Source organism: Janthinobacterium salmonicoloratum (assembly GCF_051380845.1).
GTDB classification, from domain to species: Bacteria; Pseudomonadota; Gammaproteobacteria; order Burkholderiales; family Burkholderiaceae_D; genus Janthinobacterium; species Janthinobacterium lividum_F.
Map to the genome: position 1 here is coordinate 2,535,751 of NZ_JBNYXV010000001.1, position 21,320 is coordinate 2,557,070.

General features: G+C 63.5%; 20 protein-coding genes. 9 read left to right on the forward strand and 11 right to left on the reverse strand.

Translation table 11 applies throughout. The features are described from left to right. Positions 1-196: 196 nt before the first annotated feature. The gene (locus tag ACQ4WY_RS11720) at positions 197-679 is read left to right on the forward strand and encodes a CinA family protein (protein ID WP_436504130.1); all 483 of its coding nucleotides are present in this window, start codon (positions 197-199) and stop codon (positions 677-679) included. Here the strand turns inward: ACQ4WY_RS11720 and ACQ4WY_RS11725 are convergent. Next, entirely contained in the window at positions 669-2,441 is a 1,773-nt protein-coding gene (locus tag ACQ4WY_RS11725) for a GGDEF domain-containing protein (RefSeq protein ID WP_436504131.1), read from the reverse strand. The two genes, ACQ4WY_RS11720 and ACQ4WY_RS11725, sit on opposite strands and share 11 nt — an antisense overlap. Positions 2,442-2,653: 212 nt before the next feature. Between ACQ4WY_RS11725 and ACQ4WY_RS11730 the strand changes: the two genes are divergently transcribed. The 3 genes from ACQ4WY_RS11730 (at position 2,654) to ACQ4WY_RS11740 (ending at position 6,637) form a co-directional block, all read left to right on the forward strand. Then, positions 2,654-3,382 carry a P-loop NTPase family protein gene (locus ACQ4WY_RS11730; RefSeq protein WP_353659854.1) on the forward strand — a complete coding sequence of 243 codons (729 nt, stop codon included), beginning with the start codon at positions 2,654-2,656 and terminating at the stop codon, positions 3,380-3,382. Continuing rightward, on the forward strand, positions 3,383-3,739 hold the full coding sequence (gene traM / locus ACQ4WY_RS11735; protein ID WP_436504132.1) for a conjugal transfer transcriptional regulator TraM: 357 nt from the start codon (positions 3,383-3,385) through the stop codon (positions 3,737-3,739). 78 nt (positions 3,740-3,817) lie between these two features. After that, positions 3,818-6,637, forward strand: coding sequence for a M16 family metallopeptidase (locus ACQ4WY_RS11740; RefSeq protein ID WP_436504133.1), 2,820 nt, complete (start codon positions 3,818-3,820; stop codon positions 6,635-6,637). A gap of 46 nt (positions 6,638-6,683) precedes the next feature. Here the strand turns inward: ACQ4WY_RS11740 and ACQ4WY_RS11745 are convergent, their stop codons facing one another. Beyond that, complete coding sequence (locus tag ACQ4WY_RS11745) at positions 6,684-7,085, reverse strand: ribosomal maturation YjgA family protein (RefSeq protein WP_436504134.1); 402 nt, start codon at positions 7,083-7,085, stop codon at positions 6,684-6,686. 89 nt (positions 7,086-7,174) lie between these two features. Then, positions 7,175-8,080, reverse strand: coding sequence for a LysR family transcriptional regulator (locus tag ACQ4WY_RS11750; RefSeq protein ID WP_436504135.1), 906 nt, complete (start codon positions 8,078-8,080; stop codon positions 7,175-7,177). 99 nt (positions 8,081-8,179) lie between these two features. Between ACQ4WY_RS11750 and ACQ4WY_RS11755 the strand changes: the two genes are divergently transcribed. Next, positions 8,180-9,445, forward strand: coding sequence for an SGNH/GDSL hydrolase family protein (locus tag ACQ4WY_RS11755; protein ID WP_436504136.1), 1,266 nt, complete (start codon positions 8,180-8,182; stop codon positions 9,443-9,445). A 162-nt stretch (positions 9,446-9,607) separates the two neighbouring features. Here the strand turns inward: ACQ4WY_RS11755 and cysK are convergent, their stop codons facing one another. Next, entirely contained in the window at positions 9,608-10,540 is a 933-nt protein-coding gene (gene cysK, locus ACQ4WY_RS11760; RefSeq protein ID WP_436504137.1) for a cysteine synthase A, read from the reverse strand. Positions 10,541-10,624: 84 nt separating this feature from the next. Beyond that, positions 10,625-11,089, reverse strand: a complete 465-nt coding sequence (locus ACQ4WY_RS11765; RefSeq protein WP_034780576.1) for an FKBP-type peptidyl-prolyl cis-trans isomerase — start codon at positions 11,087-11,089, stop codon at positions 10,625-10,627. 255 nt (positions 11,090-11,344) lie between these two features. On the opposite strand from ACQ4WY_RS11765, the gene thpR reads away from it, so the two are divergent. Next, complete coding sequence (gene thpR, locus ACQ4WY_RS11770) at positions 11,345-11,872, forward strand: RNA 2',3'-cyclic phosphodiesterase (protein WP_436504138.1); 528 nt, start codon at positions 11,345-11,347, stop codon at positions 11,870-11,872. A gap of 1 nt (position 11,873) precedes the next feature. Here thpR and tcdA read toward each other — a convergent pair whose 3' ends face one another. Next, positions 11,874-12,728, reverse strand: a complete 855-nt coding sequence (gene tcdA / locus ACQ4WY_RS11775; RefSeq protein ID WP_436504139.1) for a tRNA cyclic N6-threonylcarbamoyladenosine(37) synthase TcdA — start codon at positions 12,726-12,728, stop codon at positions 11,874-11,876. Positions 12,729-12,840: 112 nt separating this feature from the next. On the opposite strand from tcdA, the gene pdxH reads away from it, so the two are divergent. Together pdxH and ACQ4WY_RS11785 are read left to right on the forward strand one after the other, a co-directional pair. After that, positions 12,841-14,049, forward strand: coding sequence for a pyridoxamine 5'-phosphate oxidase (gene pdxH, locus ACQ4WY_RS11780; RefSeq protein WP_436504140.1), 1,209 nt, complete (start codon positions 12,841-12,843; stop codon positions 14,047-14,049). Positions 14,050-14,176: 127 nt separating this feature from the next. Beyond that, positions 14,177-15,412: a class I SAM-dependent methyltransferase gene (locus ACQ4WY_RS11785; protein WP_436504141.1), complete on the forward strand. Its 1,236-nt coding sequence runs from the start codon at positions 14,177-14,179 to the stop codon at positions 15,410-15,412. Positions 15,413-15,428: 16 nt separating this feature from the next. Here the strand turns inward: ACQ4WY_RS11785 and msrA are convergent, their stop codons facing one another. After that, positions 15,429-15,962 (reverse strand): peptide-methionine (S)-S-oxide reductase MsrA, encoded by a 534-nt coding sequence (gene msrA, locus ACQ4WY_RS11790; protein WP_353659845.1) that lies wholly within the window; start codon positions 15,960-15,962, stop codon positions 15,429-15,431. 177 nt (positions 15,963-16,139) lie between these two features. Here msrA and ACQ4WY_RS11795 point away from each other — a divergent pair, with 177 nt between their 5' ends. Continuing rightward, on the forward strand, positions 16,140-16,646 hold the full coding sequence (locus ACQ4WY_RS11795; RefSeq protein WP_353659844.1) for a flavin reductase family protein: 507 nt from the start codon (positions 16,140-16,142) through the stop codon (positions 16,644-16,646). A 50-nt stretch (positions 16,647-16,696) separates the two neighbouring features. Here the strand turns inward: ACQ4WY_RS11795 and ACQ4WY_RS11800 are convergent, their stop codons facing one another. The 4 genes from ACQ4WY_RS11800 to ACQ4WY_RS11815 form a co-directional block, all read right to left on the reverse strand. Continuing rightward, entirely contained in the window at positions 16,697-17,377 is a 681-nt protein-coding gene (locus ACQ4WY_RS11800; RefSeq protein ID WP_436504143.1) for an OmpW/AlkL family protein, read from the reverse strand. A 99-nt stretch (positions 17,378-17,476) separates the two neighbouring features. Then, positions 17,477-18,862, reverse strand: coding sequence for an SGNH/GDSL hydrolase family protein (locus ACQ4WY_RS11805; protein WP_436504145.1), 1,386 nt, complete (start codon positions 18,860-18,862; stop codon positions 17,477-17,479). Between the two features lie 242 nt (positions 18,863-19,104). Continuing rightward, a complete protein-coding gene (locus tag ACQ4WY_RS11810; RefSeq protein WP_436504146.1) occupies positions 19,105-20,124 on the reverse strand; it encodes an L-threonylcarbamoyladenylate synthase in 1,020 nt (339 codons plus the stop codon). Continuing rightward, on the reverse strand, positions 20,121-21,317 hold the full coding sequence (locus ACQ4WY_RS11815; RefSeq protein WP_436504147.1) for a 5-(carboxyamino)imidazole ribonucleotide synthase: 1,197 nt from the start codon (positions 21,315-21,317) through the stop codon (positions 20,121-20,123). The genes ACQ4WY_RS11810 and ACQ4WY_RS11815 overlap by 4 nt, the downstream gene beginning before the upstream one ends. Positions 21,318-21,320 lie beyond the last annotated feature (3 nt).

Genomic DNA, 21,320 nt, shown 5'->3' on the forward strand with positions numbered 1-21,320 from the left:
AAGGCGCGGCACCATGCCGCTTGCCGGTTCGAGCGATGCACACCCGGGTGGCGCAGCGGCAGCCCGCCTGCCGGCCCGAAGTGGTAGCAAATGTATAAAAGAGTGTACGCATTTTCGCTGTTACCGGGGAAAGTTTCTTTTACCGTTGACCATGCTACAGTCTTGCCATCATTTTCACCGCATACAGGAGTCATCCATGAGCAAGGAACTCGTCCCCCTTTCCACCGCGGTCGGCCTGGCTTTGCAGGCGAAGGGCCTGCTGCTGGCCACGGCTGAATCGTGCACGGGCGGCGGCGTGGCACAGGCCGTCACGGATATTTCAGGCTCGAGCGCCTGGTTCGAACGGGGCTTCGTCACCTATTCCAACGGAGCGAAAACCGGCATGCTGGGCGTGCCCGCCGAGCTGATCGCCGCATACGGCGCCGTCAGTGAGGAAGTGGCCGCCGCGATGGCGCAAGGCGCCCTGGCCCACGGCGAAGCCCAGATAGCCGTCTCGACCACGGGCATCGCCGGCCCCACGGGCGGCGTGCCCGGCAAGCCCGTCGGCACTGTCTGCTTCGGCTGGGCCATGGACGGGCGCGTCCAGACGCAGCGGCTGGTGTTTGCGGGCGATCGCCAGGCCGTGCGCGAGCAGGCCGTAGCGCACGCCCTGCGTGAACTGCTGCATTTTATCCAGTAGCATCGGCGATGCAGGCGCGGTCGCGGCCCGCCTGCTTGGCCGCGTACAGGGCACTGTCGGCGCGCATCAGCAATTCGTGGCGGCCGGCGCCATGGCGCGGGTATTCGGCGATGCCGGCCGAGAAGGTGCAGCCGGACAGGCTGTGCGGCGCCTGCCGGATCAGCAGCTGGCGGTAGCGCGCGGCGATATCGTCGATCTTGTGCGCCGCGATGCTGCTGTCGGCTTCGCGCAACAGCAGGCAGAATTCCTCGCCGCCATAACGGCACACCATGTCGCTACCGCGCAGCTGGCTTTCCACCAGGCGCGCAAACTGGATCAGCACTTCATCGCCAAAGTTGTGCCCGTAGGTGTCGTTGACGCGCTTGAAGAAATCCAGGTCGATGATGGCGATGGCCACGGGCGCATCCGCGTCGGCTGCGTGCAGGATGGCATTGAGGCAGGTTTCAAAATGGCGGCGGTTGTACAGACCCGTCAGGTGGTCGCGCATGGCCTGCTCCTTCAGGCTGTCCTGCAAGGAATTGACATGCAATATCTGGTGCGCCAGTTCGCGGTTCAGGTGCTCGAGCTTGACGTTTTCCGATTCGCGCGCCGCCTGCAGCTCCAGCGCCTTGTCGCGCTCGGCCTTCAGGCTGTGCATTTCCTTTTCCAGGTTGCGCATCAGGCTGCGCGAGGCGCGCGCCGACTTGCTGCTGGCCTCGTACGCGGCCTGGTATTGCTGCAGGAAACCATACGCGGCCTGCCATTCGCCCAACTGGGCATTGATATCGGACAAGCCGCGCAAAATCTGCTGCTGGTGAAACGGATTGCGCGTCCAGCTCAGCAGGCTGTGCGCCTGCGTCAGGGATGCCAGAGCCTGCGCCGTCTGGCCCGCGTGCAGATCCAGCTTGCCGCGCACCAGCCACGCATGCATCTGCTCTTCCAGGTCCTGGCCGCGGCGCGCGTACTCTTCGGCCCGCAACAGCAGTTGCAAGGCGCTCTCGGGCTGCTGCAGCAGGATGGCGGCGTGGGCAGCGATGCAGAACAAGAAGGCGCGCACGGCCAGGTCTTCTTCCGGCCACTCATAAAACGGTTCCACCAGCGCCAGCGCCTCGGCCGGCTTGCCCGTGGCCAGCAGGCACATGGCCAGGTTGGCCGAGACGATGGTTTGCTGGTATTTGAGCTTCTGCGTGCCGATGATCTCGAGCGCCTCGACCAGCAGCGGAATAGCGTCTTCATCATTGCCCAGGTCATGCTGCGACGACGCCAGGTTCGACAGGCTGTTGACCCGGTGCGCAGGGCTGCCGAAACGCTCTGCGATGTCGAGCGCCAGCAGGAAATTGCGCGGGCCGTCCTGGGTATCGCCACGGTTCAGGGCATCGACGCCCAGGCGCGCGTACAGCATGAACTTGTGCAGCGAGTCGGGTATCTGCGCGGCCTGGCTGCGCGCCTGCAGGAAATGCTGCTCGGCATCGGAAAAATCGCCGCGCCGGCTCGCATACGCGCCTTGCAGGGCAGCCACTTCCATGGCCCCTTCCAGGTCGCCGCTGTGCTGGAAATACGCGCCCAGGCGCTCGCACGACGGCTCGGCCTCGCCCGCGTAATACGCCAGCCAGCAATGATTGAGTTCCGCATACGCGCCGCCGCGCGCATACTGTTGCCGTTGCGCTGCCGCCAGCGCCATTTGCGCCAGCCGGCGTGCCTGGCGGCGGTTACCGACCAGGCAAGACAGGGCTTGCTGATTCAGACGGTCAATATCGGCTTTATCGAGACTGGAGATCGGCACTGCGTCCTCGTTCACACTCTGGGGTGGATTTTTCACACAAAACTTGCTCTGTATCAATGGTATCCTGATTAACATCATAACCAGATTCGCTGTTCCGCATGGCATATTTGCAAAGGATTGTGGTAAAAATGCCAGTCGTGGCCTGGCCGGGCGCCCGCGCCGCTGTCACGGAACTTTGATTGTCACTGACGCAACAACTTGGAGTAGTCGCAATGCAAAACACGGTACATTTCATCCTGCAGGGCAAGGGCGGCATCGGCAAGACCCTCGTCTCGACCCTGCTGGCCCAGTGGATAGGCGGCAAGGACGACACGCCTTTGCGCTGCTATGACACCGATCAGGAAAACGCCACGTTCTCGCGCTACAAGGCGATGAACGTCAAGCATGTGCCCGTGATGACGGATGCACGCAACATCGATCCGAAACGCTTTGACGCGCTGATGATCGATATCCTCGACACAGACGGCAACTGCGTGGTCGACAATGGCGCGAACACGTTTTCGCCGCTGATGGGCTACCTGCTGGAAAACGACTGTTTTTCGCTGCTGGAAGAATCGGGCCGCAAGGTGTACATCCACACCATCGTCGGCGGCGGCGACACCCTGCACGACACGGCCACGGGTTTTGTCGCGACAGCCCAATCGACGACAGTGCCGCTGGTGCTATGGCAAAACGAACACTTCGGCCTGCTGCAATCGGCGTCCGGCAAACAATTCGTCGAATCGCAGTCGTATGCCGACAACCGCACGCGCGTGAAAGGCAGCATCACCTTGAGCCAGCGCAATCCCGACACCTTCGGCGCGGACGTCAAGAAAATGAACACGGCACGCCTGACGATGCAGGAAGTGCTGCAGAACGACAAGTTCAATATCATGGAAAAGCAGCGCATCAAGGTCGTTTACCGCGACATCTTCGAACAGCTCGACAAGGTGCAGTGGTAGATGGACCAGCACAAACTGCGCAGCCACGTGTTCGACAAGACGGGCATCAAGGTCGACGTCGATGACCCGATATTTGCCCTCGTGGCGCTGAACGAAGCGGTGCTGGCGGAAACCGTCGAGCGCCAGCTGGCCCTGCTGGACGCCGCCACGCAAGCGCTGGCGGCGCAGGCGCGCGCGGCAGGCGGCTTGCCGGTGCTGCCGGCGGCAGCCATGCCTCAGTCTGCGCCGGAAGCGCCCGGGGCCGGGCCGGCTGGCTTCACGCCGCGCGAATGGCGAATGCTGGGCGCTGCCGCCCTCGTCTCCCTCGCCAGCGCACTGCTGGTGCTGGGCGGCGCAGCCCTGCTGTATAAACTGTAGCACCGACCGTAGCACCTTCCCGCTGCGCCAGCCACGAGCGAGCAGCAGCGTCCTCTCCACCTATCCCTGGAAGCATGCATGAAACCGATCAAACTGCTGGCCCTCCCCGCTCTGCTGCTGTCGCTGTACGGCGCCCCGCTCTCCCTCAGCCACGCCGCCGATGCGGCCCTCGCGACGGGCGCGACGTCCGTGCCCAATATCGCCTACGAAAAATACACCTTGCCGAACGGCCTCGACGTCATTCTCGTGGAAGACCATAAATTGCCCGTCACGGCCGTCAATATCTGGTACCACGTGGGGCCGGCCAATGAAGCGCCGGGCTTGACGGGCTTTGCCCACCTGTTCGAGCACATGATGTTTGCCGCCACCAAGCACGTGCCGCGCGGCATGGCCGACCAGCTGCTCGAAGGCGCGGGCGCCACCGATTCGAACGGCAGCACGGATTTCGACCGCACCAATTATTTCGACACGGTGCCGTCGAACCAGCTGGAACTGGCCCTGTGGACGCATTCCGACCGCATGGGCTACCTGCTGGACGTGCTCGACCAGACGGCGCTGACGAACCAGCAGGACGTGGTGCGCAACGAACGCCGCCAGAGCGTGGAAAACGCCCCGTACGGCATCGTGCAGGAAGCCCTGTACCACCAGCTGTTTCCAAAGACCCACCCGTATTACGCCAGCGTCATCGGTTCGCACGCGGACATCCAGAATGCGAAACTGGCTGACATCAAGGATTTCTTTAGCAAATACTATGGTCCCAACAACGCCAGCCTGGTGATCGCCGGCGACATCGACAAGGCGAAAACCAAGGAACTGGTCAATAAATACTTCGGCAGTTTCAAGAGCGGCCCGGCCGTGCCCAAGCCCGATGTCGTGACGCCGCCCATCACGCAGGAACGCCGCATCGTGGTGCAGGACCGGGTCGAGTTGCCGCGCGTCTTCATGGCCTGGCTGACGCCGTCCGCCTACACCAAGGATGACGCGGAACTGTCGATGGCGGCGCACATCCTGGCCGGCGGCAAGTCCAGCCGTTTGTATAAATCCCTCGTGTACGACAAGCAGATCGCCCAGGACGTGGGCGCCAGCCAGGGCTCCAACGCCCTCACCTCCATCTTCACCATCGACGCGACGGCGCGCCCCGGCCACCAGCCCGAGGAAATCGAGCAAGCCTTGCAGGCGGAGCTGGAGCAATTGCGCGACCAGGGTCCCACCGAGAAAGAACTGGAACGGGCGCGCAACAGCATCGAGACCAACATGCTGAGCCAGGTGGAAAAAATGGGCGGGCACGGCGTGGCCAACTTGCTCAACGAATACAACCAATACCTGGGCGACCCCGGCTACCTGGCCAAGGATATCGAGCGCTACCGCCAGGTGACGGCGGCCGGCGTGCAGCGCGCCGTGGACACCTACCTGAAGAACCAGTCGCGCGTCGTGGTCTACGGCGTGCCCGGCACGCCGGACCTGGGCGCGGAAGTGCCGACGCCGGCGCCTGGCAAGGTCAAGCCCGCGCCAGGTACCGCCATCAATGCGGACGAGCCATGGCGCAATGCCGTGCCGAAGGCTGGTCCCGCACCGAAGATTGTTTTACCGCAAGGAAAATCGTTCACCCTGGCGAACGGTTTGACCGTGATCCACCACTACAACCCGGCCGTGCCGCTCGTGGCGAGCCAGCTGGTGGTGAAAAGCGGCTCGGGCGCCAATCCGCTGGCGCAGCCGGGCTTGTCGAGCTTTACGGCGCAATTGCTGCAGGAAGGCACGGCCACGCGCACGGCGCCGCAAATCGCCGACGACGTGGCACAGCTGGGCGCCCTGCTGAGCACCGGCTCCGGCACGGATGCCTCGTTTGCCCAGCTGACGTCGCTCAAAGCCACGTTCCCGCAAGCGCTCGACGTGCTGGCCGACGTGGTGCTGCACCCGCAATTCCCCTCAGCCGAAGTGGAGCGCCAGCGCGCCAGCCGCATCGGACAGCTGGCACAGCAGCGCGAAAACGCGGGCGCGGTGGCCGCGCGGGTGGAAGCGGCGGCCCTGTATGGCCCGCAGCATCCGTATGGCTATATCCAGCTGGGCACGGAAGCGGCGCTGAAAGCGGCCAGCCGTGCCGACCTGCAAGCGTTCTGGCAGCAGCATTACTTGCCCAACAATGCAGCCCTGATCGTCTCGGGCGATATCGGCGAAGCGGAATTGAAGGCCTTGGCGGAAGCCAAGTTCGGCAGCTGGAAGGCAGGCGCGGTGGCGCCTGCCGTGGCCGCCGCACCGCAGACGACGAAGGCCAAATTGATTTTGGTCGACAAGCCGGGTGCGCCGCAAACAGCCGTGCGCCTGTCCGCCATCGCCGTGCCGCGCGCCACACCCGATTACGCGCCGCTGCAAGTGATGAACGCGGCGCTGGGCGGCTTGTTTACCAGCCGCCTGAACACCAACTTGCGCGAAGAGAAGGGTTACACGTATGGCGTGCGCTCACAATTCCAGTACCGCAATCAGCCTGGACCGTTCTCGATTGCCGCCAGCGTGCGCACCGATGTGACGGGTCCGGCCGTGTCGGAAACCGTCAAGGAAATCCGCGCCATGATCGCCAAGCCCTTGAGCAGCAAGGAATTAGCGAATGCGCGCAATTCACAAGTGCTGTCCTTGCCGGGCCAGTTCGACACGAATGCCAGCATCAGCGCCAGCATGGCGAACGCGTATATCTACGGCCTGGGTCTCGACTATTACACGACCTTGCCGCAGCGCTTTGCCAGCGTGACGGACAAGCAGGTGCAACAGGTGGCGAAAAAATACCTGCAGCCGGCAAAGCTGATCGTCATCGGCGTGGGCGACAAGGCGAAGATCGCCCCGCAGTTGTCCAAGCTGAAACTGGCACCGGTGGAAGTGCGCGACGCGGAGGGTAACGTCAAGTGATACTTATGGGGCTAGTCCTGTCAGGCCTGGCCCCACATATCAAAGCTCAGCGGCGCTTGAACAGCGCCAGCTTGTCGATGAACGCCGCCACTGCCACCCCGGCCGTGTAGGCGATCAAATCACCCCAGCCAAAGGTGGAACCCAGCACCAGGTGGCCCAGCGGATGCGCGCGCAGCTCGACGATCCACGGCGCCTGGACCAACTGGCCGAATTCCACGGCAAAGCAGATCAGCAAGGACCACAAGGCCAGTTGCCACGTGCGCATGCGCGTGGCGAGGGCGCCCAGCGCAAAGACGATCATCATGGCCCACAGGGCGTCGCCCGGATACTTGCCGAGCGCGGCGGGGACGAATTGGGGAAAGGCGCGCGAGGCCAGGCCCAGCGCGATGACAGCCACGGTTGCGCCCACCTGCAGCAGGCGGCGGCGTTCAGGTTTTACCAGGAACATATTTCCATTCAAAGGCACAATACGGGCCGAACCATTGCGGCCCGTCCGATATTGTACTGCGCGGCTGCGTCCGGCTGCAGCCTATCGCATCAACCCAAGTCGACATGCTGCGCCAGAAAATCAAGGAATACGCGCACGCGCAGCGGCACATGCCCGCCTTGCCCCACGAAGACGGCATGCACTTCCTCGCTGTCGCCCGGGTTGCATTCTTCCAGCACGGCCTGCAAGCGGCCGGCCGCGATATCGGCGCGCACCTGGAAGGCGGCCAGGCGCGCCAGTCCCAGTCCCGCCAGCGCCAGTTGCCGCAAGGCTTCGCCATCGCTGGCCTGCGCATTGCCGGTGACCGGCACGACGACGTCCCCCTCGGGCAGGCGCAGCGGCCAGCCCGAGCGGGCGCGCGCATAATTGGCGTCAAGCAGATTGTGCGCGGGCAAGTCCGCCGCCAGCAGCGGCGTGCCGCGCCGCGCCAGGTAGCTTGGCGCCGCCACGATCACCATGCGCGTCTGGCCCAGCTTGCGCGCCAGCAGGCTGGAACTTTTCAAGGGACCGGCCCGCACGGCCACGTCCGTGCGCTGCTCGAGGATATCGACCACTTCATCCGTGAGCACGATATCGAGCGTCACCTGCGGATAGCGTTCGAGAAACAGTGGCGCCAGCGGCAACAAAAAATGCTGGCCGAACGGCACGTTCGCGTTGACCCGTATTTTGCCGCGCGGCACATCCTGCACACCAGCGCAACGCTCGGCCTCGTCCAGGGCCGCCAGCACATGCCTCCCCCGTTCATACAGGCCGCAGCCTTCGGCCGTCAGTTGCAGCTGGCGCGTGGAGCGGTTCAGCAGGCGCGCGCCCAGGCGCTCTTCCAGCCGAGAGACGAGCTTGCTGACGGCCGACGGCGTCATGCCGCACGCGCGCGCGGCGGCGGAAAAACCGCCCAGCTCGACCACGCGCACAAACACTTCCAGCTCGCCGGAACGATTCACTTCCAGTCTGGCCATTGTGAATTCAACTCATAAATGTTCTTCGTTGAGATAGTCTAGTACATAAATGGCTTTGCTTTCATCATGCGGACATTCCCCTAGCTGAAGCGAGACACCATGCAACAATTTTCCATCCTCCCCGCCGCCCTGCTGAGCCTGGCACTGAGTACAGGTCCTGTCCAGGCCGCCAATGCAGATACCGCCTGGCTGGCCAGCTGGACGGCCAGCCCGCAAGCCGTGTGGGGCGCCGACTTCCTCTTCCCATCCAACGTACCCGCCGTGCTGCAAGCGCACACCGTGCGCCAGGTGGCGCGCCTCAGCGTGGGCGGCCCGCGCCTGCGCATCGTGCTGTCGAATGCGTATGGCAAGGTGCCGCTGCGCATCGGCGCCGCCACCGTGGCCCTGGCAGAGAGCGGTTCGGCGATCCGCCCGGACAGCCTGCGCACGCTCACGTTTTCTGGCCAGACAGCGGCCAGCGTGGCGCCGGGTGCGCCGCTCGTCAGCGACCCCGTCGACCTGTCCGTACCGGACCTGGCGCGGCTGACGGTGAGCATCCACCTGCCGCAGGCCAGTCCCATCTCCACGTTTCACTGGGATGGCCGCGAGACGGCGTGGATCGCGCCGCATGACCAGACGCGGGCCGCGCGCATCGATCACGCGCCTGACGTGCAAGCCACCACGGCACGCCTCTTGCTCAGTGCAATCGAAGTGGAGGCGGCGCCAGCGGCGCAAGCCGTAGCCATCCTTGGCGATTCGATTACCGATGGCGCCAGCGCCAGCCTGGGGAAGGACACGCGCTGGCCCGACGTGCTGGCAGAACGCCTGGCGCCGCATGGGGTGGCCGTGATCAATGCAGGCATTTCCGGCGCACGCCTGCTGGCCGACGGCATGGGAGACAACGCCCTGGCGCGTTTTGAACGCGACGTGCTGGCGCAGCCTGGCGTGCGCACGGTGGTCGTCTTGTTGGGGATCAATGACATCAGCTGGCCCGGCACGGCGTTTGCGCCACAGGCACCAAGGCCAACCCTGGAGGAACTGACAAGCGGCTACGGCCAGCTGATCGCCCAGGCACGCAGCCGCGGCGTGCGCGTGGTCGGCGCCACCTTGACGCCGTTCGCAGGCGCCCTGCCCGGCACGCCGCTGAGCGACTATTATCAGCCGGAGAAAGATGCGCTGCGCCGGCAACTGAACGCGTGGATACGCGGCAGCGGCCATTTTGACGCCGTACTCGACTTCGATGCGTGGGCGCGCGACCCCGCATACCCGCTGCGCCTGCTACCCGCCTACGACTCGGGCGACCACCTGCACCCGGGCGACGCGGGCAACCGGGCGCTAGCGGAAGGGATAGATCTACGCCTGCTGTTGCCGGCGCTGCAGCCCTGACTGGCCTTACAACGCCTAACAAAACCGTAGCGAGCGGAAGGAAGGCTCGGCGCCCCCGTTGGCTTGAGAAGCGCAACTGTACGAAGGTACGGGGACGCCGAGTCAGTGAGCATCGCAGACCGCAAATTACGACGCGCAGTAGGTTTTGATAGGCGTTCTTGGTCAGTCGCCCAGGCCCGCGTACAAGGCCGTGCTCAAATAGCGCTCGCCGAACGACGGGATGATGGTGACGATGGTCTTGCCCGCGTTTTCCGGGCGGTGCGCCACTTGCAGGGCGGCCCACAGGGCGGCGCCCGACGAGATGCCGACCAACAAGCCTTCATCGCTGGCGGCCAGGCGCGCCGTGGCGAATGCATCGTCATTCTTGACGCAGATGATTTCGTCGTAGATGGCCGTATTGAGAATCTGCGGCACGAAACCGGCGCCGATGCCCTGGATCGGGTGCGGCCCTTTCGTGCCTTTCGACAGCATCGGCGACGCTTCCGGTTCCACGGCAATCACTTGCAGGCCGGGCTTGCGCTCCTTCAGCACTTCGCCGATGCCCGTGATCGTGCCGCCCGTGCCCACGCCGGCCACGATGATGTCCACTTGCCCATCCGTGTCGCGCCAGATTTCCTCGGCCGTCGTGGCGCGGTGGATGGCGGGATTGGCGGGATTGTTGAATTGCTGCAGCATCAAATAGCGCGGGTCGGCCGCCACCATTTCTTCGGCCTTGCGGATAGCGCCCAGCATGCCTTCGCTGCCGGGCGTGAGCACCAGCTCGGCGCCGTAGGCGCGCAGCAGGATGCGCCGTTCGCGGCTCATGGTGTCGGGCATGACCAGGGTGCAGCGGTAGCCGCGCGCGGCGCAGACCATGGCCAGCGCGATGCCCGTGTTGCCGCTGGTGGGCTCGACGATGACGGTATCGGGATGGATCTTGCCGGCGGCTTCGGCCGCGACGATCATGGACAGGCCGATGCGGTCCTTGACGCTGTGCGCGGGATTGTAGAATTCGAGTTTGGCCAGGATGGTGGCCACACTGCCGGCGGCGATGCGGTTGATGCGCACCAGGGGGGTGTTGCCGATCAGTTCAGTGACGTCGTTGGCGATGTTCATGGGAGTCTCCACAGCTATATCAGAAAATCCCAGTCTACCGCTTTTTCACGGCAGCGCACGTGGTGCGCTGCCGAAACTGAACAATTACTTCACGTCCAGCAATTCCACATCGAAGATCAGTGCCGAGTTCGGCGGAATGTCGCCATTGCCGGCGCCGCGCGGACCATACGCCAGTTCGCCTGGAATGATCAGGGTGCGCTTGCCGCCCACTTTCATGCCGGCCACGCCCTGGTCCCAGCCCTTGATGACCATGCCCTTGCCGAGCGGGAAGTCAAACGGGCCACGGCCCACGGAGCTGTCGAACTTCTTGCCGCGCGAATCTTTCGCCAGGGGACGGTACAGCCAGCCCGTGTAGTGCACGGTGACGTTACTGCCGGCGGACGCTTCCTTGCCCGTGCCGACCTTGTTGTCGATCAGGATCAATTTATCGGCGACAGGGCCGGGGCTCAGCGAGACTGCGGAGGCGGGAACAGGCGCTGGCGCCTGTGCCTGCGCCAGCGACGCGGCGACGGAGCAGATCAGGGCAAACAAAACGGAGCTACGCGTCATGATGTATTCTTTCATTGAGTTTCGGTGAGATCTCTGCCAAGTAGGTCGTGGGAAATTATTGTGAAGTTATGACGAACAGAACCAGATGCTCTGCAAGGCGCCCGCTGCGACGCAGTGCGAGCACTGCCAGCAGCGGGCAACACCGCGGAGCGCCGGGTATGGAAGTCAGAAATCACAATAATTTATTACGCCCTACTTAATGCAAACCGGCAGGGAACGCCAATAATAGCAAACCGCCGCAACGATAGGAAAAACTTGTCGCCCGATGCACATTGCCCCCGTCTGTTTTACGCCCTGTGGCCCGATGCGGCCACGCGCACAGCTCTGGTCGCCTGGCAGGCGCGCCTGGAGGGCAAGCCCGTGCGTGCCGACAAGCTGCACCTGACCCTGGCCTTCCTGGGCCAGCGCTCGGCCAGCGAGCTGCCGGCCCTGCTCGACATCCTGGCGCACATACCGGCGCGCGCCATGCCCTTGCTGTTCGATCACGCCAGCCACTTTACGCAGCTGGCGCTCACCTGGGCCGCCCTGGCGCAAGCCTCGCCCGCCCTGCTGGACTTGCGCGCAGCCTGCATGCATCGCCTGGCGGCACAAGGACTGGCGCCCCGCTTCGAGCACGACCGCTTTACGCCGCACGTGACCCTGGCGCGCCAGGCGCCGCCGCCGGCCATCGGTGACTTCGCGCCCATCGCCTGGCAGGCGGACGAACTGGTGCTGGTGGAATCGCTCAAAAGCAGCGGCGACTACCGCATCCTGGCCAGCAGGAGGCTGACCTCAGCAGCGTGACTCAGGCAGCGTCCGGCACTGGCACTGGCACCGCGGCAAGTTTGTCCTGGCGCAAGCTTTTCAGCGCATGGGCGGCCGCCACCATGCCGAAGCTGGCCGTCACCACCACGCTGGAACCGAAGCCGGCGCAATTCAAGCCCGTCACACCGGCGGACGTGCCATCGATGGCGCACGCTTCCGCGCTTTCTGGCGTGCTCAACGGCTCCATGGAAAACACGGCGTCGACATTGAATTTGTTTTTCACGCCACGGGGAAAACCATATTCGGTACGCAACAGTTTTCGTACGCGCTTGAGCAGCGGCTCCTGTTCCGTTTTCGACAAATCGCGCACGGCGATCAAGGTCGGGTCCGTCTGCCCGCCCGCGCTGCCGATGGTCAGCATGGGGACATTGCGCGCGCGGCAATACGCGATCACGGCCGCCTTGGCCTTGGCATTGTCGATGGCGTCGACCAGATAGTCGAAATCGCGCCCGCCCAGCAATTGCTCGAGGTTATCGGGGGTAATAAAATCCTCGATCTGCGTAACCTGGCAAAACGGGTTGATCAGTTCGATGCGCTCGGCCAGGGCCGTGATCTTGGCCTTGCCGATGGTGTCGCTCATGGCCTGGATCTGGCGATTGATATTCGACTCGGCAACATTATCGAGGTCGATCAGGGTCAGGCGGCCGACGGCGCTGCGCGCCAGCGCTTCGACGATCCAGGAACCGACGCCGCCCACGCCGATCACACACACATGAGCGGCGCGGAAGCGTTCCAACGCCGGGGCGCCATACAGGCGGGCAATGCCGCCGAAACGCCGCTCAAAATCGATCTCGGTCAAGTCCATGGAAATTAGTTCATTGGTGGAGGTATGCATGGCGCCATTTTAACGGACACTGCGCTGGCGGATATTCTAAAATAGCCGAATTGACACAGCGACAAGAGCAACTGTCGCCGCGCCCCCACACCGCCCACCACGAGAACTCGCCATGACCTCTCCCCTGTTCGACTCCGTTCCCGGCTTTGACCAGCCCATCGCCGTGCTCAAGCATTGCCACGACAAGATCCGCAAGCAACTGACGACCCTGCAAAACCTGCTGGGCCACCTGGCGCAGCACGGCAACACGGCGGATGCGCAGCAGGCGGCCAAGGCGGTGTTGCAATATTTCAATAAAGCCGCCCATTTGCACCATGACGATGAAGAGCAGGACTTGATGCCCATGCTGCAAACGACCGCCACGGGCGACGATGCCGGTCTGCTGGCGACCCTCGTGCCGGAAATCCTGGCCGACCACCAGCGCATGGATCAGGCCTGGCTGACCCTGCGCCCGGAACTGGACGCCATCGCGGCCGGCACGGGCACGCAATTGTCCGCCGATGGCGTGCGCGACTATGTCGCCGCCTACCAGGCCCACATGAGCAAGGAAGAGGGCCAGCTGGCGCCCATGGCCAAGCGCCTGTTCAGTGCGCAACAGATGGAGCAGCTGGGCACGGCCATGCAGCGCCGCCGCGGCATCGCGCCCGATGCGCCAGAAGCCCCCGCAGCGCCGGACCCGGCCGTCGTGCTGGCGGCCATGCGCACCGACTACGTGCAGTCCAGCCTGAGCGAGACAGACGTGCTGGCCAATCCCATCGCCCAGTTCCAGAAATGGTTTGCCGAGGCCGTCAACGCCCAGGTAATGGAGCCGAACGCCATGGACTTGTCTACCGTCAGTCCCGATGGCAAGCCCAGCTCGCGCATCGTGTTGATCAAGCAGTTCGACGAGCGCGGCTTTACCTGGTACACGAATTACAACAGCGACAAGGGCCAGCAGCTCGAGCACAATCCGCACGCCGCCCTGCTATTCTTCTGGCGCGAGCTGGAACGGCAAGTGCGCATCGAAGGCACGGTGGTGAAAACCACGCCGGCCGAGAGCGACGAATATTTCAATGTGCGGCCCGTACAAAGCCGCTTGTCGGCGATTGCCTCGCAACAAAGTACGCCCATCGACAGCCGTGCCACGCTGGAAAGCAATTATGAGGCCGTGGCTGCCGCCGTCGGCGACGCGCAGCCGCCGCGCCCGGCCCACTGGGGCGGTTACCGCTTGCAAGCGGAACGCATCGAATTCTGGCAGGGGCGCCGTTCGCGCTTCCACGACCGCATCGTGTTTACCCGCGGTGCTGACGGGCAATGGAGCATGCAGCGTTTGCAACCCTGAGCAGGATAAGCAAGGCGGCGCAAAGCAAGCTGGTCAATATAGGTGTAGGCTATGAGGGTAGAAGTTACTAAATGACATTGTTTCTCAATTTTCGGCCCCAGCTGGGGTTGCTGCATTGGAGGCCATTTTGTTTGTACAAAACCAACTCAAGTCCTGGATCGCCAGCATCCGCAGCAAGACCGCCTTGCCGCTACGCATAGAATTGTGGAATGGCCAGCATGTCGACCTGTCCAGCGAAGCGCCCAGAGTCACCATCCGCCTGCCGACCGTCGCCTCGGCCCGCTATCTGCTGAACCCGTCGCTGGCCAACCTGGGCTCGGCCTATGTGGAAGGCAATATCGAGGTCAAGGGCACAGCGATGGACATGATTTCCATCTGCAATGCCCTGGCGCGCAATACCTTGAAGCCGGAAGGCAAGCTGGCCCGCATCGTGCGCAGCTTTACGCACGACAAGAGCAAGGATGCCGAAGCCATCCGCTACCACTACGACGTGTCGAACGCATTTTACGAACAGTTTCTCGACCCCGCCCTCGTGTATTCCTGCGCCTATTTCGAACACGGCGATGAAACCCTGGCGCAGGCGCAAGTCAAGAAGATCGACCATATCCTGAAAAAAATCCAGCTGCAGCCGGGCCAGACCCTGCTTGACATCGGTTGCGGCTGGGGCGCGCTCGTGATCCGTGCCGCGCAGCAATATGGCGCCCGCTGCGTGGGCGTGACCCTCTCGGAAAACCAGTACGCGCTGGCGCGCGAGCGCGTGGAGGCGGCCGGTCTGGCGCACCTGATCGATATCCGTCTGCAGGATTACCGCGACGTCACGGGCCAGTTCGACCGCATCACCAGCGTGGGCATGTTTGAGCATGTGGGCCTCAAGCATTTGCCCGACTACTTTGCCATCATCAACAAGCTGCTGGCGCCGGACGGCATGGCGATGAACCACGGCATCACCTCGACCGACCCGGACAATGGCGAAACGCCGTATGGCGGCGGCGAATTCATCGAAAAATATGTGTTTCCCCACGGCGAGCTGGCGCACATCGGTAATGTGCTCAAGACCATGCAGCAAGGGGGACTGGAAGTGCTGGATGTAGAAAACCTGCGCCGCCACTATGCGCGCACCTGCGCCCTGTGGACGGAAAATTTCGAAGCCCATGCCGAGCAGATCCGCCCGCTGGCGGGCGAACGGCGCTTCCGCATCTGGCACGTCTACCTGGCCGGCTGCGCCTATGCCTTCGAGCAAGACTTGATCAGCCTGTACCAGATCGTCTGCGTGAAGGCGGGCCGGCGCTCCTCCACCCTGCCCTGGTCGCGCAACTACATGTATGCGCAGGAGACAAGGCCGGCGCCCGTGCTCACACCGTGATTGGCGCGCGGGGCGTTCACTTCAGGCGGCCCGCATACATGGCGCGGAACTTCTCCACCTTGGGCACGACCACCAGGGCGCAATAGCCTTGCAAGGGATGCTGCTCGACATAATTCTGGTGGTAATCCTCGGCCGGATAAAAGGTGGCTGCCGGCGCCAGCTGCGTGACGATGGGCGCATCCCACACGCCGGCCATCTCGGCCAGTACCTTGCGCGCCACGCTTTCCTGTCCGGCTGACTGGTAATAGATGACGGAGCGGAATTGCGTGCCGACATCGTTTCCCTGGCGATTCAGGGTGGTGGGGTCGTGCAGCGTAAAAAAGATTTCCAGCAAATCGTGGTAAGCGATGATGGCGGGATCGAATTCCAGGCGCACCACTTCCGCGTGGCCCGTGTCGCCTGCGCACACCTGCTCATACCGGGGATCGGGCACGCTGCCTCCCGTGTAGCCAGACTCGACGCGCGTCACACCGCGCACTTCCGCGTACACGGCAGCGTGGCACCAAAAACAGCCACCGCCGAATACCGCCACTTCCGTCTGTTGATTCATGATGCCCTCCCGCAACGCCACTGCGACGTATCATTTCACTACTGTAACGCAAAGCGCCGGGGTCTGCAGAGCCGCTTGAAACGGCGCGTGGTGCATCGCACATTGGGGGCGTGCCGGCCACGATTGCGCTGGCGCGGCCGATTTTTGGCATAATGTCAGCAAATAGACAGGTCACCCATGAACACACGCTCTCCCCGCGCGCCAGCGCAAGAATTCGATACGACACATTTCCGCCAGGCGCTGTCGCAGTTTGCCACCGGCGTGACGGTCATTACGACGCGCCTGGCCGACGGCAGTTTCCGCGGCTTGACGGCCAGCTCCTTCAATTCCGTCTCGCTGTCGCCGCCCCTGGTGCTGTGGAGTCTCGGTTCCGTGGCGAACAGCATGCCCATTTTCAGCGGCAACTCGCATTACGTCATCAATGTGCTGGGCGCCGACCAGGCGGAACTGGCGCAGCGCTTTGCGCGCCGCACGCCGAATCCCTTCGACGACGTCGAATACGAACTGTCACGCACGGGCCAGCCCATCCTGAAAGGCGCGTCGGCCTGGTTCGAATGCCACAACCGCAGCCGCTATCCGGAAGGCGACCACGTCATTTTCGTGGGCGAAGTGGAACAATGCGCGTTTGCCGCGCAGCCGCCCTTGATCTTCCACAATGGAAAGTTCAATACACCGCCAGCCTGAGCGGGACAAAAAAAATCCGCCGAGGCGGATTTTTTTGTCACTGGGCAAACTCAGAACTTGTAGCCGATGCCCACGCTCAAGGCGATCGGGTCGAGCTTGATATCCTGCGTCTGGCCCGTCGAGAAAGTCGCCTTGGTCTTCAGAAAAGTCTTGACCACGGCCACGTCGGCAAACCAGCGCTCGTTGAAGGCTAGCGTGCTACCGATCTGCAAGCTGGCGGCGATCTTGTTCTTCATGCGGTAGGTGACCGGCGATCCGCCCGGATCCAGCAAGGCCGTCATCTGGCCCGAACCCGTTTCCTTCTGGAAATAGGCATACGTGATGCCCGCGCCCACGTAAGGACGGATCATCGCATTGGGCTGGAAGAAACGGTACTGGATGAAGGCCGTCGGTGGCAGCACTTCTGCCGTCCCCAGCTTGCCTGTGCCCTTGATGGCGCCATCACCCACCAGCTCATGCTTGTACGGCACACCCAGATCGAGTTCGGCGGAAATATTGTCCGTGACCATGTAGGCAAAGGTCAGGATGGGCTTGGTATCCGACTTGACGTCGGCTTTCGTGCCCGGCAAGGCTGGCGCGGAAATATCGCCACTGTCGACATGCGGCGTGATCTTGTTGATGCCGACCTTGGCCGTCCAGGTGCCTGCGCTTTGCGCCGAAGCGCCCGTCGCCATGGCCATCGCGGCGGCTGCGGCCAGCACGCGTACAGCGGTATTCAAACGATTCTTCATCTTGTCTCCTGATTCAGTATGTACGGAGTGTTCCGTTTTCGAGTCTTGTCGCTGCCGGCACCGGCCGCGCCTACCAGGCACAACCGGTGCGGCCATCCCTTACAGCCAGCCCCGCACGACCATGTCCTTGGCCACGTAGCGGGCCAGCAACAGGTTATTGAACGGCGTAGGGTGCACATCGTCGGCATATGAGTAGTGGCTGACGTCGCCCGTTTTCAGGTTCGTGCCATTGCAGACCAGCGAGCTGCCCAGAATATTGCCTGGCGCACTCAAGTCGCACGCAGTCTCGCTGACGTTGGTCAAGCCATACGGGCCAGGATTGACGCCCTGGTCATGGCTGACGGCAAACACGTCGACCAGCAAGACTTTCGCATTGCCGTTCAGGCCGCCGCTCAGTTCGCCATTGAAGGCGCTGACCATGGCATTGATAAGCGCCTTGGTGTTGGCATCCTTGCTCAAGCCCGATGGCGTACCGGCCACGTCCGGCAGGTTGTTGACCACCACATAGTTGGCGCCCTTGGCGATGATCTGGTCCTTGACCAGCGCCACCAGTTCGGTGCCCGCTTGTTTCATGGCGGCAACCAGCAATGGTCCCTGGGCCGCAGCAAAGTCGGCACCGGCCTTGGCGCCGGCAGCATTGCCCGTCACCGTCGCATCGGCTTGCGCCTTGGCGGCCAGGGCAGGAGCCTGCGTCTGGGCATTTGCATTACCTGCAATCATGGCAGCTTGCACGGCGGCACCGACGATGGTCGTCGACGTGGCGCCAGGCGCCGCACTGGCTGTTTTGATGGCGGCCCCAATAGCAGCCACTGCCGTAGTAGGATTGGTGGCGCCGGCCGCCAGGGCCACCGCCAGGTTAGTGGCGAAGGCTTGCGCACCAGCAGCAGCACCCGCCTTCTTGCCGGCGTCCGTCGCGCCCGTTTGCAATGCGCCCAGTTGGTACAGCACGTCATTACCGCCCGCCATCACGAAAACGGCTTCCGTGCCGCTGAACTTGCCGCCGGAAACTGCCAGGTGGTTCGCGATCTGCGTCACCACGGGCACGGTCAGGGCGCCCAGCGCGCTGCCCGTCGCCTTGTTGTTCGGGCCAACCGGATTAGTCACGCGCGAGCCGCCCATGGCGTAGCCGAAGCAGCCTGCATGCTTGACGCGCGGCACGGACAAGCCTTGCGCCGCATTGCCTTCCAGGCCAGTCTCAGCGGCGCATGGCGCGGCCAGGCCGAATTGCGCGGCCAGGTGCTCGGTCCAGTTCTTGCCCGTCAGTTCAGGATTGATCTTGGTATTGTCGCCATTGATGGTGAACTTGCCGCCACCTTTCGCCAGCACTGTGCCCACAGCATACGAACCGACATCGGACAGGCTGTCGCCGAACGACACCTGCGCCGTGTATTTAACTTTCAAGGTTTGATCACCGCCACTGGCGCCGCCGCAACCTGCCAGGACAGCCGCAGCCAGCACGGCCAGCGCGAATTTTGTTTGATGCATTTTGTCTCCTCGGTCTTTTTTCTGGTTTCTAAACGAACGGGCGTGCTATTCGCTACCCAACTAATATGCCATCGTTCCTCAGGCTTGTATAGAAAATATGTTTTAAAAATCAATGAAATAACAACACCGCCGCTGCCCTGTCATGACCGGGCGATCCGCTGAATTATGGAGGAATTAGTATGTTTCGTGGCAAGCATCGCTATTGCGCTGCATCAATAAAAAGCCCCTTTCGGGGCTTTTTATTAGGCGGACAGGAATTGCTGCAAGATACCACTTGAGCCGAACGCGGCACGCCGCAAACGGTCGTTGACGCCCAGCCACGCGGGGCCGGTCGGCGGTGCTTCGACGAGTATCAGCTCGGCGCCGACCTGGTCCATCGTGCGCAGCGAGGCATACAGTGCATGCGCGTAATTTTCCGGACTGGCCGCCAGGCGCACGCTGGCGCTGGCCGGCGGCAGATCCGAGTAGTGGATCAGGGCCACGCGGCGCCCGTCGTTGAGCAGGCGGTTCAAGGTGGCGCGCACGTCGTCGCTGTGCTGCATCGCAACAGGCGTATGTGGTGCGTAATGCGATTCCAGCGTGCCCGAGGCGCGCGGCGCGGCCGCATCCGCCACGGCCGGTGCGCGGCCAATGACGGCGGCGATCTGCTCGCTGCTGATATGACCGGGGCGCAACAGCACGGGACCGTGCGTGGCCAGGCGCGACAGGTCGACGATGGTCGACTCGATGCCCACGTCGCTCTGTCCGCCATCGAGCACCAGGCCCAGCAAGCCACTAGCGAGTTCCGCAGCGAATTCATCGCGCACATGCTGCGCCGTGGTCGGGCTGACATTGCCGAATTTGTTTGCCGACGGCGCCGCCAGGCCGCCTTTGCCGCCCTTGAAGGTGCGTAGCAATGCGATAGCCACCGGATGCGACGGGCAGCGCAAACCCACCGTGTCCTGGCCGCCGGAGACGGCGTCGGGGATATGCGCGGCGCGCTTGACGATCAGGGTCAGCGGACCGGGCCAGAAGGCAGCCACCAGTTGCTCCGCTTCCTGCGGGATATCGTCGGACCAGTGCGCCAAGTCGGCGCCGGGCGCCACGTGCACGATCACGGGGTGATCCGAGGGACGGCCCTTGGCTTCATAGATGCGCGCCACGGCGGCCGGGTTTTCTGCATCGGCGCCCAGGCCGTACACCGTTTCCGTCGGGAAAGCGACGAGGCCGCCCGCTTCCAGCACGGCAGCGGCGGCTTCCAGATCTTGTGCGGGCACGCTCACGGCGTAATTCCCAGGATCAGGCAAGCGTCGCGCAGGCGCTGCTGTGCCTCTTGCAAGGTGGCGGCAATCAGGGTCAGGTGGCCCATCTTGCGGCCACGGCGCGGATCGTCCTTGCCATACAGATGCAAACAGGCGCCCGGCAGCGCCAGCACCTGGTCCCACGCCGGTTCGCAGGCGGCATCGCTGCCGTCGGCAAACCAGGCGTCGCCCAGGATGTTGAGCATCACGGCCGGCGAATGCTGGCGCACGTCGCCCAGCGGCAAGCGCGCCATGGCCCGCACCTGCTGCGCGAACTGGCTGGTAACGCAGGCATCCATCGTGTAGTGGCCGCTGTTGTGCGGACGCGGCGCCATTTCGTTGACCACCAGGCTACCGTCGGTCAGCACGAAAAATTCGATGCACAGCACGCCGACATAGCCGAGTTCGGCGACCATGGCTTGCGCCGCCCGCTGCGCCTTGGCGGCGCAATCGTCCGACACATTCGGGCCCGGCACGGTGGTGGTAAACAAGACGCCGTCGCGGTGTACGTTTTCGGCGATCGGATACACGACCGACTGGCCATCCACGCCGCGCGCCGTCAGCACCGACACTTCATACGCCAGCGGCAGCATTTTTTCCAACAGGCAAGTGACCTCGCCCATTTCCGCGAACGCGGCACGCACCTCGTCGCGCGTGCGCACGCGGAACTGGCCCTTGCCGTCATAGCCCATGCGCACGGTCTTCAAGATACCTGGCAGCAAGTCGTCGACTATGCTGTCGATATCTGCCTGCGTGGCGATGACCATGTGCGGCGCCGGCAGCACGCCCGACTTGGCCGCGCAGTCGACAAAGAAACGCTTTTCCGCGATGCGGTCTTGCGCCACCGACACGCCGTGGGCATCCGGCGCCACGAACACGCGTTTGGCCAGGCGCGACAAGCTGTCGGCCGGCACGTTCTCGAATTCCGTGGTGACGGCTAGGCATTGCGCGGCCAGGGCGTCGAGGCCAGCCGCATCGCTGTAGCCGGCATTGACCAGGCGCTGCGCCACCTGCCCCGCAGGGCAGGCGTCGGACGGTTCCAGTACAGCCACTTGATAGCCCATGCTCTGAGCGGCCTGGGCAAACATGCGGCCGAGCTGGCCGCCGCCCATCACGCCCAGCCACGCCGGTGGGTTGGCGGCGGGCAGCAATGGGGAAGTCGATTTACTATTCATTAT

Bases quoted from the DNA above. Each gene is read 5' to 3' on its own strand.
- ACQ4WY_RS11765 (WP_034780576.1), bottom strand. From the start codon at position 11,089: ATGACGCGTAGCTCCGTTTTGTTTGCCCTGATCTGCTCCGTCGCCGCG.
- ACQ4WY_RS11740 (WP_436504133.1), top strand. From the start codon at position 3,818: ATGAAACCGATCAAACTGCTGGCCCTCCCCGCTCTGCTGCTGTCGCTG.
- cysK (WP_436504137.1), bottom strand. From the start codon at position 10,540: ATGAACATCGCCAACGACGTCACTGAACTGATCGGCAACACCCCCCTG.
- ACQ4WY_RS11805 (WP_436504145.1), bottom strand. From the start codon at position 18,862: ATGCATCAAACAAAATTCGCGCTGGCCGTGCTGGCTGCGGCTGTCCTG.
- ACQ4WY_RS11815 (WP_436504147.1), bottom strand. From the start codon at position 21,317: ATGAATAGTAAATCGACTTCCCCATTGCTGCCCGCCGCCAACCCACCG.
- ACQ4WY_RS11745 (WP_436504134.1), bottom strand. From the start codon at position 7,085: ATGTTCCTGGTAAAACCTGAACGCCGCCGCCTGCTGCAGGTGGGCGCA.
- ACQ4WY_RS11720 (WP_436504130.1), top strand. From the start codon at position 197: ATGAGCAAGGAACTCGTCCCCCTTTCCACCGCGGTCGGCCTGGCTTTG.
- ACQ4WY_RS11750 (WP_436504135.1), bottom strand. From the start codon at position 8,080: ATGGCCAGACTGGAAGTGAATCGTTCCGGCGAGCTGGAAGTGTTTGTG.
- pdxH (WP_436504140.1), top strand. From the start codon at position 12,841: ATGACCTCTCCCCTGTTCGACTCCGTTCCCGGCTTTGACCAGCCCATC.
- tcdA (WP_436504139.1), bottom strand. From the start codon at position 12,728: ATGCATACCTCCACCAATGAACTAATTTCCATGGACTTGACCGAGATC.
- traM (WP_436504132.1), top strand. From the start codon at position 3,383: ATGGACCAGCACAAACTGCGCAGCCACGTGTTCGACAAGACGGGCATC.
- ACQ4WY_RS11730 (WP_353659854.1), top strand. From the start codon at position 2,654: ATGCAAAACACGGTACATTTCATCCTGCAGGGCAAGGGCGGCATCGGC.
- ACQ4WY_RS11800 (WP_436504143.1), bottom strand. From the start codon at position 17,377: ATGAAGAATCGTTTGAATACCGCTGTACGCGTGCTGGCCGCAGCCGCC.
- msrA (WP_353659845.1), bottom strand. From the start codon at position 15,962: ATGAATCAACAGACGGAAGTGGCGGTATTCGGCGGTGGCTGTTTTTGG.
- ACQ4WY_RS11755 (WP_436504136.1), top strand. From the start codon at position 8,180: ATGCAACAATTTTCCATCCTCCCCGCCGCCCTGCTGAGCCTGGCACTG.
- ACQ4WY_RS11795 (WP_353659844.1), top strand. From the start codon at position 16,140: ATGAACACACGCTCTCCCCGCGCGCCAGCGCAAGAATTCGATACGACA.